Genomic DNA, 12,726 nt, shown 5'->3' with positions numbered 1-12,726 from the left:
ATCAAGGGTTCATTCCACGTTGTGGGCTTTTCACCGGATGGCGACTCCATGATGTTCAAGGCGGAAAACCCCGCCCATTGGGACAGGATCGGTGGTGACAACAAGGAGCTGTTCAATGAGAAGCTGGCCTCCGGCGACGGCGCGGTGCAACTGCGCTTGCAGGGCATCGACGCGCTGGAAACGCATTATTCCCCCACCAGCCTGCCGACACCCGCCGATGTGAAAGGCAAGGAGTCCAGCTTGCAGGGCAAACCCGTCCCCGGCGGCTATCACCAGCCTGCGGCCATCGGCCAGATGGCGACCGACAAATTCATGCAGATCATGGGGGTGAAAAAGGCGGAGTGGAAATCCTGGGGCAAGAACACCTGGATTGAGCGCGCCTGCTTCGAGCGCGACGGGCAGGAATACTGGGTGAAGGAGAAGTTGCAGGATCACATTCCCGGCTACATCGTCACCAGCGAGGTGGAGAAGAATGGCCGCCCGATTTCTTGGGTGTTCCCCGGCTTGCCGGATGACGAAGACGGGGCGGATTTGAGCAAGACGGCGCTGGCCAGCCGCCTCAAGCGCAGCGTCAATTACCAGTTGCTGAAGGCGGGGCTGGTGTACCCCTATTTCTTCATGACGCTGGCAGGCAGCCTGCGCAAGGTGATGATCACCGGCGCCAAACTGGGGCAATACAGCGCCCGGCGCAAGCGCGATTATCTGGAGCGCAAGCCGGAGGCGACCCCCGCCAAGGTTCCCAACCTGTGGTTTTATGACCGGACGGCGGATGGCGTTGACATCACCACGCTGCATGACGTGACCGAAGCCATGGAGCTTTACCCTTACCTGTTCCGCAAGCTGGTCAAGGCGTGGTACGGGCGGCAGATGGACATGTACTGGAACGCCATCCGCTCAAAAACGGCTTTCACCTTCGACCCGGAAGACAAACAGGTTGAGGTGGAAAAACTGCTGGACGACGGCAACCCGTATGTGTTCGTGGTCAGCGAGCAGGATTTCGTCAAGTTCAGCGAAATCATCACGCTGAAAGGCTCCCGCCTGCAACTGAAGTGTTCGCCGACGGACATTGTGTTTTTGTCCTGATTGGCGGCCCTTACAGCGCGTCGCGGATGCTTTCCACCACATCCTTTTTGCTGATGTTGTGCGGCAGGATTTTGACGTACTGGCCATCCTTGCTGACAAGGTAGGTCTGCGAGGTGTGGTCGACCGTATACCCCATCGCTGACGTGCCGGGCACTTTGGCGAAATAGGCACCGTACTGTTTGGCGGCTTGCTGCACCTGCTGCGGCGAGCCGGTGATGCCGATGAAGCTGGGGTGGAAATGGGTGGCGTAGGCCATCAGCTTGTCGCCGCTGTCGCGTTCCGGGTCGACGCTGATGAAGATGGGCTGCACCTGCGCCAGTTCGTCCGGCGTCAGCTCCTTCAGGCCGGAGGCGATGATGGACAGCGTAGTCGGGCAAATGTCCGGGCAAGAAGCGTAACCGAAATACATCACCACCACCTTGCCCTTGAAATCGTTCAGGCTGACCGGCTTGCTCCCTTGCATCAGGGTGAAGTCACCGCCGAACTTGCCTGCAACGACCGGCACGACGGTGCTGCCTTCGTCGGCGGACATGGATGGCCGGGAAATGAAATACTGGGCGGCACCTAGCCCGAGGGCAAACGCCAACAGGCCAATGATGAGCGCAAATTTGTTCATAAAGCTTTTTTCATGTGGGTTAACCTCATACGAAACTCCTCTCCCCCCCGTCAGTATCCGCTTAGAATAACCTTCTTCCCGGTTATTTGCATCCAACCGCGCCGCTATAGCGTAATAGCGGTAATCAGGAGGTAAACACCATGTTGATCAAACGTCCGCAAGACATCAGCGAAAATGAAGTGACGGCGTATTCGCTCTACCAAGGCCGCCGTGACTTCCTCAAAACCCTGGGGGGCGTGGCCTTGCTGGGGGCGGGCGGCCTGCCGCTGACGGTTTCCGCCCGTTCGGGCGCTGCCACCAGCGAGGAGCTGACCCCGTATGATGACATCACCAGTTATAACAATTTCATCGAATTGGGGGCGGGCAAATACGCCCCAGCGGAGGAAGCGGGCAGTCTGCGCCCACGCCCGTGGTCAGTGACGGTGGATGGCGAATGCGCCAAACCCGGCAAGTTTGCGCTGGATGACCTGCTCAAACTGAATCCGGTTGAGGAGCGCATTTACCGCCTGCGCTGCGTGGAAGGCTGGTCGATGGTCATCCCTTGGCAAGGGTTCCCGTTGGGCAAAATGCTCAAGCGTTTCGAGCCAACCTCCAAGGCCAAATTCGTGCGCTTTGAGACGCTCTATGACCCCAAGCAGATGCCAGAGCAGCGCAGCCGCGCATTCGATTGGCCGTATGTGGAAGGCTTGCGCATCGATGAGGCGATGCATCCGCTGACCCTGATGGCGACCGGGCTGTATGGCAAGGATTTGCCGGGGCAAAGCGGTGCGCCGTTGCGTTTGGTCGTGCCATGGAAATACGGTTACAAGAGCGCCAAGTCGATCGTGCGCATCAGCTTCGTGGAAAAGATGCCAACGTCGTTGTGGATGGCGACTGTGCCGGATGAATACGGTTTTTACGCCAATGTGAACCCCAACGTCAGCCATCCGCGCTGGAGCCAGAAACGGGAGCGCCGTATCGGCGAATTTTTCAAGCGCCCGACTGAGATGTTCAATGGTTATGCCGACCAGGTCGCCAGCCTGTATCGCGGCATGGATTTAAAGGAAAACTACTGATGCAAATCCGTGAGCCCTGGTTCAGCAAGGTGTTCAAACCGGCTGTTTTCATGTTGGCGCTGACGCCAGTGGCATGGCTGGCGTGGGGCGTGTGGCAGGATACGCTGGGCGCGAATCCGGTCGAATATTTGACCCGCAGCTTGGGGGAATGGACGCTGCGGTTCCTGTTGTTAACGCTGCTCATCTCCACACTGCGGCGGGCGACAGGCTGGGTGCAAGGCATGAGACTCCGCCGAATGCTTGGCCTGTTCGCCTTCTTTTATGGGGTGCTGCACCTGTTCAGCTATCTGTGGCTGGACCAGTTCTTCGATTGGGGGGAAATCTGGCGCGACATCCTCAAACGCCCATTCATTACGGCGGGGATGCTGGCGTTCCTGCTGATGGTGCCGTTGGCGCTGACATCTTTCCGGGCGGCGATGCGCAAGCTGGGGCGTAACTGGCAGCGGCTGCACAGGTTGGTTTACCCGCTGACCCTGCTCGGCGTGCTGCATTTCTGGTGGCTGGCGGAATCCAAGCAGCGTCTGGATATGCCGCTGGTGTATGCCATCGTGCTGGCGATATTGTTGGGTGAGCGTGTGTATCAGGCGGTCAGGGGGCGGTGGCTGGGCAACAGCTCATCCAGGGTTGCTGCGCGGGTTGGCGCGCCCGCCCGCCCTGAGTCGGCTTGACAGGATTCTGCCGCTGACGATGTTCATTCGGCAGGCAGATGGTCTTTCAGGATGGCGTAAATTTCCGGGCGGTGTTGCCGGATTTCAGCGACGCTCAAGCCTTCCAGCGAATGCGGGTACTTCAGCCATTCTTCGGTTTCATACAGGTAATAATCAGGCGCAAAGCCGACCTGATTGCGGGCGGGTTTGTAATAGGGCACGGCGACGCGGATGTCCCCCGGCGCATTCAGCCGGGCTTGTGTGCGTAGGGTATTGATGATGGCTTCGATTGAGCGTCCGGTGTCAAACACGTCGTCGACGATCAGCAGGCGGTCGTGGTGTTCGACGTTCTTGACGATATAGTTCAGGCCGAACACTTTGACTTCGCGTGACTGCTGGTCGATGCCGCTGTAGGAGGAGGTGCGGATGGCGATATTGTTGGTTTCAATGCCATGGTATTGCAGGTATTCCTGCACCGCGATGCCCATCGGCACGCCGCCGCGCCAGACGGCGAGGATGATGGTGGGGCGAAAGCCGCTGCGCAGAATTTGATGTGCCAGCTGGAAGGAATCTTCCAGCAATTGCTGTGCATCCAGATACAGTTTTTGCGCCATGTTGATTCCCTAAAACAAGCCTGAAACCGTGTTATAGTCTAGCGCAGTACCCCGGGAATACGGAAATTGGCGTGGAAAAGACCTACATTGATGAAAACAGCCTGATTCTGGATGCTTTCAGGTTAGGCGTACAAGTGTTTGAGGACGGTTTTCGCCCCAGCTTTATCGTCGGGCTATGGCGCGGCGGCAGCACGGTAGGGATTTATGTGCAGGAATGCCTGCAAACGCTGGGTGTCAGGAGCGACCACATTGCCCTGCGCACTTCGTACCGGGGTTTGCCCTACTACCAGGACATGCTGGATGCGCCGGAAACGGAAATCCGGGTGCACGGCACGCAATACTTGCTGGAAAGCCTGAATGCGGATGACCAGCTGTTGCTGGTGGATGATGTCTTCAGCAGTGGGCGCAACCTGGACGCCGTCCTGAAAAAATTACGCAAGAACTTGAAACGCAATATGCCGGAGCAGGTGAAAATCGCCACGATCTGGCAACGCCCCTCTTACTTGCGGGTGGGTTTCACGCCGGATTATTCCCTCTATTCCACCGAAGATTGGCTGGTGTTGCCTTACGAGATGTGTGGCCTGACCCTGAAAGAAATCAGGTTGCACAAGCCTTTTCTGTTGCCCTATCTATGAGGCAGGGTCAGTACGACACCAGCAGGTCGTCGATTTCGTTCACTTCCTGGCGGATGCGGCGCATCACCGGCAATATTTCCAGAAACAGCTGGAACAGGTTCGGGTCGAGGTGTGAACGGGTCATGTCCTGCATCAGAGCCAGCGCTTCTTTTTCGCTCATGGCTTTTTTGTAGACGCGCTCATGCACCAGCGCGTCGTAGATGTCGACGATGCTGGTGATGCGGGCGGTAATGGGGATGTCCTCGCCCGCTATGCCATGCGGATAGCCGCTGCCATCCCATTTTTCGTGATGGCGCAGGGCGATTTCCGCCGCCATGCGCAGCACCGGGATATTGGAATCCTGCAACATTTTGGCGCCGATTTCGGTGTGGCGTTTCATGATGGCGAATTCCGTGTCGGTCAGTTTGCCCTTTTTCAGCAGGATGCGGTCGGGAATGCCGATTTTGCCGATGTCGTGCATGGGGGCGGCGATGCGGATGTCGTCGACCTGCTGGTCTGGCCAGTTCATGGCCTTGGCCATGGCGGCGGCGTACAGGCCGATGCGTTTGACGTGGGTGCCGGTTTCTTCGTCACGGTAGCTGGTCAGGCTGACCAGTTTGATGGCGATTTCTTCTTCACGCTGCTTGACCTTGAGGGTGCGGCGGCGCACTTCGTTTTCAAGTTTTTCCTGTTCCAGCAGGCCATTGCGCAGGTGTTGCAACTGGCTGACTTCGTCGATGTATTTTTTGCCCAGATTCTGGAGCAGCAGTACCGCCCGGCCATCCACCCACAGCGCGCTGGCTTCCAAAGCCAGCTCATTGCCGAACGCGTCGGTTTCAATCCAGGAGCCGGAAGGCAGCAGGCCGGGCCGCTGTTCCTGCCAGTGCTGCTCGGCATCTTCCATGAAACAGCTCAGGTAAGGGAAAACCGTTGCCAGGGAGCAGTTGTCATGCCCGGTCTGATGTAAATAGAGCAGCAACCAAACCGGCGGCTGGGTGTGTAGGCTGAAACTGTCTGCATCACGGCGCAGGAACACAGCCATATCCAGCGCGCCAAACAGACCGGGCAGCGAAAAGTCCATATCAGGTGCCGAATTGCTTGGCCAGATGCAGGAACAGCTCATTGACGCCCTGATCCCACTTGGCGCTGGTTTCAATGACGGCGTGTCCCTGTTGGCGCAATGGCAGGAGTTTTTCCTCGTCAATCTGCCATTGGTGCTTCAGGTCAGCCTTGTTGAGGGCGAACACGACCGGCAGGTCGCCCGCGCTTTCCTGCACCATCTGATGGATGGAAAGGGCGACTTCCAACGACTGCGGGCGGGTGCCGTCAACCACGATGATGTAACCGGCCATGCCGCGCAGGTAGGCGGTGCGGATGCTGGTGAAAGCGTCTTCGCCTGCGATGTCCCAGATCATCAGAGTCATTTCCTGTCCATTGAGTTGGAGTTGTTTCTTGTCGATCTTGACCCCAACAGTGGTCAGGTAACGGTCATTGAACAGGCTGTCGACGTAACGCCGGATCAGGCTGGTCTTACCGACTGAAAAGGAGCCTAGCAGGCAGATTTTTTTCTGGATCATGTGAAGTCCCTAATAAAGTTCGACCTTGTAGCGGATGCTGCGCTCATTTTTATGGGAAGTGGCAGGCGCTCCCGTTTGATGGGCCGCCTGCGCCCGCAGCACAAATGCGGGTATGCCCGTTTGGATCAGTGCGTCGCGCATATTGGCTGCCCGCTCTTCCGCCAGGGTTTTGTTGATGGTGTCAGTCCCGTTTTCGTCAGTATTGCCAATGATGGTGATTTGCGGGGTCTTATCAGCCAGTTGGGCGGTTTGCAGCAATTGGCGGATGGTTTGCCCCGTTTGCTGGATGCCGGGATTGTCTGGGTCAACATCCGCCTTGGCGTTGATAAATGGGAAGGTGGAAGCTTCCAGTTGCTTGACCAGCGTTGCCAATTGCTGTTCGTTGGCGGCGGTTTGGCGCGTTTGTTGCTCCTCCCGCTGCTTTTGTTGTTCCTGCAAGGTTTGCAGGGAGGTTTCCAATGTGGCGTTGCGGCTTTGTTGCTCCGCCAGCGCCTGTTTCAGCTGTTGCAGGTTGTCCATGAGCGCCTGTTGGTTTTGTTGGGCCTGTTGGGGCTGCTGCACGGCGATGGGTTGATCTGCCTGGCTATGGCCATGGCGATAGGCGTAGATGGCATATGCGCCCCCCGCCAGCAACAAGGCCAGCAAGGCCATCGCCAGCCACGGCTTGCGTTGTCGCCGGGGGTGGTATTGGTGTTTGAGGCACGGCGCGAGCAGGGTTTCAATTCCGGCGAACCGGCTGGTGTCGCCGTCATAGGACTTGAGTGGCTGGGCGTAACGGTCATGGATGTTTTCGGAAATTTCCGTCAGTAACGCGCGCAACTCCCCTGGCGGCGTCCCACGCACCACCAGCGCCGTGATGGCGTAAGGGCCATGCTCCACCAGCACGGTCAGGTCGCCTAGCCGCAGGGTGTCCAGGGTGTCTTCGCTATTGGTGGTGAAGGAGTCTTTGACGAAATCCTGGATCGCAGTCAGCATGCCGGAGACGATTTCCGGGTCTTTGCTGATGGCTTTTTCGGCCACCAGATGGTGCAGCAACAGCCCGGTTTCGCGGTGGATCAGAAAGACCTGCTCCACCTGATACACCAGTGTATGCATCAAGGCGATCTGGGCATAGCTTTTGCCGGTGAGCCAGGCGTCGAAACGCCAGCGCCAGGCGCGCAGGGAAAAGCTCTGCTCCAGAAGCTGGTTGATGCTTTCCAGCAATTCGTTCAGCGCTTGCTGGATGGATTTGCGGATGGCCGGCCCCATGACTGGGTACAGCACATCGGCGAAACGCTTGGGTTGGCTCTGGATGGCATGGGTCAGCGTCTGCTCGACCATCGGGCTGAGTGCTATCGTCAGGGAATCGTCCCGTTGCGCGCGCTGGCTGATGGCTTCGGAAATGACGTTGGCGACGCTGGCGCTGTATTTGCCGGAATGTTCAAATTGCTCCTTCAGCGCCAGCAGGTCGTCGTATTCCTTGCCGAACAACAGGTTACGCAACTGCGCGATGTCGGGGCTGCCCCGCATGGCTTACACCGCATTACCGGCTAATTGGTGGCTGATGTTGTCAAGCAGGGTGGCCAGCATGGTGCGGTCAACCTTGTCCTGACGCAGTTGTTCGCCAGCCTGCCGCAACTGGCCGAGGATGTCGTTGCGCTGTTCTTCCAGCATTTCGGTCAGCCGTTTGACCTCCTGCTCCAGGTGCTGTTGCAGGCTGGCACCGTCGGTCTGCAACTGGCGCTGCAAGCCCTCGATGCTTTTGCTGGTCTGGTCGAAATGTTTGCGGGCGATGGCGGTGTCGTCCATGCGCGCCTTGGCTTCCTGATCCAGCAGGTCTTGCAGCATAAGGATTTCGTGGTTGAGGTTGTCCATGTTTTTGCGCATTTCGTCACGCACGGAATTTGTCCATACCTTGACGAAACGCTCCAGCGTGGCCAGCCGCTTTTCATTTTCACGGATTTGTTCGCCGAACAGGATATTGCGCACCATGTCGAGGTTTTTGTCCTGCACGGGCGGCGTCAGTTCGATGTCTGCTTCTGTTGTGCTCATGGTTGTGACTTGTTGTTATTATGTTGAAGTGACCCTCAAGGTAGCATTGTTAACTGTGAGGAGCTATTTTTTCCGATGTAAGGCAAAGAATGCTCAGATGGCTTTACCCTCCTTGACGTATTCGCGCAGGATGGCAGTTTCAAGGCGCTTCAGGTCAAGACAGGCATGGCCGTTGGCGAGGGTTTCGATAGCGCAGTAATGGGTGATGTTGAGGATGCTGGCGCCGGACAGTTCGTGGCGGGCGGCGATTTGCCGCCAGTCGATGTCGTCGGCCAAAGGGATTTGCGGGGGGAAGGTCTTGCGCCAGAGTTGCAGGCGCTCTTCGGGGCGGGGCAGGGGGAAGTGGATGATGGACTGGAAGCGCCGCACGAAGGCTTCATCGATATTGGCGCGCTGGTTGGAGGCGAGAACGATCAGCCCGTTGCAATTTTCGATGCGTTGCAGCAGGTAGGCGACTTCCTGATTGGCGTATTTGTCGTGCGCGTCGCGGATGTCAGTGCGCTTGCCGAACAGGGCGTCGGCTTCGTCGAAGAACAGGATCCAGTCCTTGTGTTCCGCCTTGTCAAACAGCGAGGCGAGGTTTTTCTCGGTTTCGCCGATGTATTTGGAAACAACGCGCGACAAGTCGATGCGGAAAACGTCTTGGCCGGTCTGTTTGCCCAGCAGGGCGGCGGTAAGGGTTTTGCCGGTGCCGGGCGGGCCGTGGAACAGGGCGCGGTAACCGGGTTTGAGCCGTTTCCGCATCCCCCAGTCATGCAGCAGGGTGCCGTTGTGTTCCAGCCAGTGCCCGATTTCACGGATCTGCCGCAGGGTGTCGGGGTGCAGCACCAGGTCGTCCCAGTCCATGCCGGTGCCGATATATTCTGCCGGGAAGTCGCTGCTGAAGCGCGGGCGGCTGACCGCGCCGAGGGTGAGTTCCTCCACCACTTCGGGGGCGAGGGTGATCCTGCCGCTCATGACGGGTTCGCCTGCGGGGACAGGTTCCAGCCAGAGGATGCGCTCCCTGGCGAACCAATGGTCGCTGCTGAACAGGCGTTGCACTTCGAGGCGCTTTTCCAGGTCGTCGCCCGCGAGGATGAACTGGGCGGTTTCGCCGGTGGGGAGCAGGCCACGGTGGCTGGCACCGCGCACGCCGCCGAATTCGGGGAAGTCGCCGCCTTCTGGGAGGTGTTCGGCAATGAGCCGGGTGAAAATGTCCGGCAGCAGCGATGGGGCCAGCGCCAGCATCAACACCGCCAGTTCCGCATGATCGGGGTGGAAGCGCTGGATGAGGCGGGATAGCCCGTCATGCCCAGGGCTGATCGCCGGTTGGGCGGGCGCGGCGGCTTCCGCCTGCAAACGGCTGATGATGATGGCACGCAGCCAATCAAGTGCCGCTTGCAGATTGGCGGTAGGCGGCGGGTCTGGCGTCATTAGGCAGCGGATTCGAAAAGGGCGTCCGCACAGTGGGTCAGCGCATTGCGCAAGGTGGTTGCGACAAAGGCGCGCAACATGTCCGGTGGGGCTTCGGCGGAGAGCAACAGCAGGCTGTCGCGGTAGCGGATTTTACCGTCCTCTGGGTTCAGCTCCAGACAACCGCCCAGCAAGCCGAAATTGAGGGCCGCAACCGTATTCAGCGCCGCTGGCAGGTTGTCGGGAGCGATGGTTTTCCGGTAGCCAAGTGCCAGCATCAACCGGCCAGCAGCCTCGGAAACGACGAAAAGCGCGCCGCTGAAACACGCATCGTTGGGTAATGGGCAGGTTATGGCAAGGTAGCCCACGGTCTCTTGGGTGGAATATTCCCATCCCAGCTTTTGGCAGAGGCTTTCAATGGCGTTGCGCCAGGCGTCGGTGGCGGTCATTAGCGTTTCCCTTTTGGTGGCTGGATATAGGTGACTTCCCAATCGACCACGCCAAGTTTGGTGTTGACCTTGAAGGGGTAGCCGCCGATGGCGTGGCGGGCGATAAAGGCGGCGACCTTTTCGTCCACCCGTTTTTCGACGGCGGCACCTTTCTTGTCAAGCACTTCTGGGTGGGCATCGTCCAGCACATCCTGCAAGGCGGAATTTTCCGCCCCCAGGTCGATGAACAGGTTCTGGACATCATTGAACGCGTCACGCGCCTTGTTCTTGATGGCGCGCACGGCTTCACGCCGTTCCGTTTTGCCGGAGTAGCCTTCCTTCGCCAGTATCGCGACAGCGGCCTTGACCGTCTTGCCGCCGAAGACGGCGACGAAGTGGTCGCGGATATTGCCCCACGGCACCACATGGCGGCGATGCCATTTGGTGGAGCTTTTGAAGGCACCGCCGGAGCTGCTGAATATCTGGCTGGCCCCGCCTTGCTGGACATGCAGGGTGCGCAATTCTTTTTTGGTGGTGGAACGGAAGGTAGGCCGCTCCAGACCCAGATCCTGCTCGCTGATAATGGTGTCCGGGCCGCCTTTTTTGACCCGGTGTTTGGGCTTGTCCTTGCCTGGACTGTTGGCACCGTGGATATGGACGGTTTCCTCCTCTTCGGATTCGGCATCGACCACCAGCTCCAGTTTGGAAAGCCGGTATTTGTTCTTGATGGCGGGCAGCTGTTTGCCCACTTTATCCAGCTCCGGCTGGGGGGCGTTGAGCAAGGCGTCCGCCTCACTCAGCCCGCGTTCGAGATCAGCGCCCTTTTGCTCAGGGGTACGGGTGTCCGGCTTGCCATCCTTGCCGCCAGTCAGCGCATTGCCCAGCTTTTTCAGCATGCCGCCCAGCCAGCCGACGATCTTGTCCATGCCCTTGTCAATCGGTTGGCGGATTTTCCGGATGATGCCGACCACTTTATCCGGGATGCCGCCCAATCCGGCGAATTTGGCGAGGAAAGCGATCACCACCACCAAAGTGTTGGCCAGGGTCTGCTCGACGCGCTTGGCGGCTGGCATGATTTGCCCCGCCGCAATCGCAGCTATGGAGTCGATGAAGGAGGCGACCACGGCGGCGATCTGCTGGGCTTTCTGGATGAAGAAACTGACGGTGTTGTAAATGGCCAGGATGGCCTGCACCACTGCGCCCGCCGGGTTCAGCATGCTGACCAGCTTCACCACGGCGGCTTTCACCACTTCGGTGGAAATCATCTGGGTGATCTGGCCGATCAACTGGTCTTTCAGTTCGCTGAGTTCGGCCTTGATTTGCTCCCATGCCGCCATCGGGCCGTCCTTGATCAGGGTGACCAAGATGACAGCGGTCTTTTCCAGCACAGCCAGCACCGGGTCGGGGATGATTTTCACCAGCTTGGCGCGGATCGCCTGCCAGGTCAGCCCCAGCACGGACAACACCAGCTTGATGATTTCCAACAGGCTGAAGGATTTGGGGATGTAGACGCCAGCTTCCGCCAACGGCCCGACAATCCACTTGATCAGGGCGGCTTTCAGGTGTTCGAGGATATTGCCCGCGAACATCTCAAAGCCCTGCTTGCCCGCTTTGACCAGGTTGCCGACGAAGCCGATGGGGTTTTTCAGGATGGTGACAAACGCGCCCCTGGCCTTTTGGATGTAAGGCATGACGCCGGGGGCGACCACCGAGAACAGGATTTCCAGCAGGCTGACGACCTGATTGAACGCCCAGCTGAAGAACTGGCCTGCAATACCGGCGAACGCGCTGACGATTTTGCCGAATGCGCCCGCCACCGTGATGATGTCCTGGAAGGTCAGGGAGCGCAGGGTGTTGAGAATGGTGCGCGGAATGGCGCGGGCGAACCCCAGCAGCCCTGCCAGCGCGCCCTGGAACCAGACCCAGGCGCGCGCCACGGCGTTGCCTTTTTTGAGGTTTTCCCAGATGTCTTCTTGCCCGATCAGCTTCATGAAGCCGCCGATCAGGGTGTCGGCGTTGCGCGGGACTGGCTCGCCGGTGATCGGGTCTTCACCCAGCAGCGCCTTGAGCAGGTCATAGCCGCGCGTGCCTTGCGCCAGGGCGGCCAGCGGTTTCAGGATCGCGTCCTTGACCAGTTTGAGGATGCTGCTGACGACGCTTTGGGCGAAGGCCAGCAGACGCGAGATCGGCTCGGTGAAGATGCGTTTGGCGCGGTCCCAGACGCCGCCGAGATCAAAAATGTCCGACCAGCCCAGGGAGTCGAGGAAACGGTCGAGCGCCGCCCGCAGGCCGCTGCCGATGTCGCCCAGGGCGGCCAGTTGTTGCTCCACCCAGGCTCCGGCTTTGCTGAAGACCCCGTGGTTGTCCAGCGCTTGGGTAATGAAATGGCCGCCTGGAATCAGTTCGATCAGCGCCCGCAGGATATTGGCGGCGCTGCGGTCGGTTGAGCGGCCACTGATGGGGTTGAACCCCAGGATGATGGTCAGCAGGCGGAAGCCGGGGATGTAATAAGCCTTGTCGGCGAAATAATCCAGCGCATCCTGGACGCCCAGGCGCTGGACGGGCGGCGGCGTGGCGGTGGTGCTGACCTGCTGGCTGCGCTGGATGGCGTGGCCTTGCTGGATGGTGTGGGTCAGTTCATGGGCGAGCAAATGCTTGCCTTCACCCGT

At 59.0% G+C, this 12,726-nt stretch carries 13 protein-coding genes; 4 read left to right on the top strand and 9 right to left on the bottom strand.

Annotated elements, in window-relative coordinates:
• The coding region (locus VSS37_RS08610) for a hypothetical protein (RefSeq protein ID WP_324694429.1) at nt 1–1,083 on the top strand (1,083 nt) is incomplete at its 5' end.
• Between the two features lie 10 nt (nt 1,084–1,093).
• Here VSS37_RS08610 and VSS37_RS08605 read toward each other — a convergent pair.
• The gene (locus VSS37_RS08605) at nt 1,094–1,699 is read right to left on the bottom strand and encodes an SCO family protein (RefSeq protein ID WP_324694428.1); all 606 of its coding nucleotides are present in this window, start codon (nt 1,697–1,699) and stop codon (nt 1,094–1,096) included.
• 140 nt (nt 1,700–1,839) lie between these two features.
• On the opposite strand from VSS37_RS08605, the gene msrP reads away from it, so the two are divergent.
• Entirely contained in the window at nt 1,840–2,754 is a 915-nt protein-coding gene (msrP, locus tag VSS37_RS08600; protein ID WP_324694427.1) for a protein-methionine-sulfoxide reductase catalytic subunit MsrP, read from the top strand.
• Nucleotides 2,754–3,422, top strand: a complete 669-nt coding sequence (msrQ, locus tag VSS37_RS08595) for a protein-methionine-sulfoxide reductase heme-binding subunit MsrQ (protein ID WP_324694426.1) — start codon at nt 2,754–2,756, stop codon at nt 3,420–3,422. The genes msrP and msrQ overlap by 1 nt, the downstream gene beginning before the upstream one ends.
• Nucleotides 3,423–3,445: 23 nt before the next feature.
• Here msrQ and VSS37_RS08590 read toward each other — a convergent pair whose 3' ends face one another.
• A complete protein-coding gene (locus tag VSS37_RS08590; RefSeq protein WP_324694425.1) occupies nt 3,446–4,015 on the bottom strand; it encodes a phosphoribosyltransferase in 570 nt (189 codons plus the stop codon).
• Nucleotides 4,016–4,086: 71 nt separating this feature from the next.
• Between VSS37_RS08590 and VSS37_RS08585 the strand changes: the two genes are divergently transcribed.
• A complete protein-coding gene (locus VSS37_RS08585) occupies nt 4,087–4,650 on the top strand; it encodes a phosphoribosyltransferase (RefSeq protein WP_324694424.1) in 564 nt (187 codons plus the stop codon).
• Between the two features lie 7 nt (nt 4,651–4,657).
• Here the strand turns inward: VSS37_RS08585 and VSS37_RS08580 are convergent, their stop codons facing one another.
• The 7 genes from VSS37_RS08580 to VSS37_RS08550 form a co-directional block, all read right to left on the bottom strand.
• Nucleotides 4,658–5,710: an HD-GYP domain-containing protein gene (locus VSS37_RS08580; protein ID WP_324694423.1), complete on the bottom strand. Its 1,053-nt coding sequence runs from the start codon at nt 5,708–5,710 to the stop codon at nt 4,658–4,660.
• Nucleotide 5,711: 1 nt separating this feature from the next.
• Nucleotides 5,712–6,206: a Rab family GTPase gene (locus VSS37_RS08575; protein ID WP_324694422.1), complete on the bottom strand. Its 495-nt coding sequence runs from the start codon at nt 6,204–6,206 to the stop codon at nt 5,712–5,714.
• A 9-nt stretch (nt 6,207–6,215) separates the two neighbouring features.
• On the bottom strand, nt 6,216–7,715 hold the full coding sequence (locus tag VSS37_RS08570; RefSeq protein WP_324694421.1) for an OmpA family protein: 1,500 nt from the start codon (nt 7,713–7,715) through the stop codon (nt 6,216–6,218).
• A 3-nt stretch (nt 7,716–7,718) separates the two neighbouring features.
• Complete coding sequence (locus VSS37_RS08565) at nt 7,719–8,237, bottom strand: hypothetical protein (protein WP_324694420.1); 519 nt, start codon at nt 8,235–8,237, stop codon at nt 7,719–7,721.
• A gap of 93 nt (nt 8,238–8,330) precedes the next feature.
• Nucleotides 8,331–9,650: an ATP-binding protein gene (locus VSS37_RS08560; protein WP_324694419.1), complete on the bottom strand. Its 1,320-nt coding sequence runs from the start codon at nt 9,648–9,650 to the stop codon at nt 8,331–8,333.
• Nucleotides 9,650–10,078, bottom strand: coding sequence for a YbjN domain-containing protein (locus VSS37_RS08555; RefSeq protein WP_324694418.1), 429 nt, complete (start codon nt 10,076–10,078; stop codon nt 9,650–9,652). The genes VSS37_RS08560 and VSS37_RS08555 overlap by 1 nt, the downstream gene beginning before the upstream one ends.
• Nucleotides 10,078–12,726 (bottom strand): hypothetical protein (locus VSS37_RS08550; RefSeq protein ID WP_324694417.1); only part of this gene is annotated, 2,649 nt, incomplete at its 5' end. The genes VSS37_RS08550 and VSS37_RS08555, both read right to left, overlap by 1 nt.

The organism is Candidatus Thiothrix phosphatis (genome assembly GCF_035668035.1).
GTDB lineage: Bacteria > Pseudomonadota > Gammaproteobacteria > Thiotrichales > Thiotrichaceae > Thiothrix > Thiothrix phosphatis.
The sequence above is the reverse complement of the archived record's forward strand: the minus strand, read 5'-3'. Positions and strand labels throughout refer to the sequence as shown.

What these genes read in the sequence shown, in the direction of transcription:
- msrP (WP_324694427.1), top strand. Translation starts at nt 1,840, where the DNA reads ATGTTGATCAAACGTCCGCAAGACATCAGCGAAAATGAAGTGACGGCG.
- VSS37_RS08590 (WP_324694425.1), bottom strand. Translation starts at nt 4,015, where the DNA reads ATGGCGCAAAAACTGTATCTGGATGCACAGCAATTGCTGGAAGATTCC.
- VSS37_RS08560 (WP_324694419.1), bottom strand. Translation starts at nt 9,650, where the DNA reads ATGACGCCAGACCCGCCGCCTACCGCCAATCTGCAAGCGGCACTTGAT.
- msrQ (WP_324694426.1), top strand. Translation starts at nt 2,754, where the DNA reads ATGCAAATCCGTGAGCCCTGGTTCAGCAAGGTGTTCAAACCGGCTGTT.
- VSS37_RS08570 (WP_324694421.1), bottom strand. Translation starts at nt 7,715, where the DNA reads ATGCGGGGCAGCCCCGACATCGCGCAGTTGCGTAACCTGTTGTTCGGC.
- VSS37_RS08605 (WP_324694428.1), bottom strand. Translation starts at nt 1,699, where the DNA reads ATGAACAAATTTGCGCTCATCATTGGCCTGTTGGCGTTTGCCCTCGGG.
- VSS37_RS08565 (WP_324694420.1), bottom strand. Translation starts at nt 8,237, where the DNA reads ATGAGCACAACAGAAGCAGACATCGAACTGACGCCGCCCGTGCAGGAC.
- VSS37_RS08575 (WP_324694422.1), bottom strand. Translation starts at nt 6,206, where the DNA reads ATGATCCAGAAAAAAATCTGCCTGCTAGGCTCCTTTTCAGTCGGTAAG.
- VSS37_RS08580 (WP_324694423.1), bottom strand. Translation starts at nt 5,710, where the DNA reads ATGGACTTTTCGCTGCCCGGTCTGTTTGGCGCGCTGGATATGGCTGTG.
- VSS37_RS08555 (WP_324694418.1), bottom strand. Translation starts at nt 10,078, where the DNA reads ATGACCGCCACCGACGCCTGGCGCAACGCCATTGAAAGCCTCTGCCAA.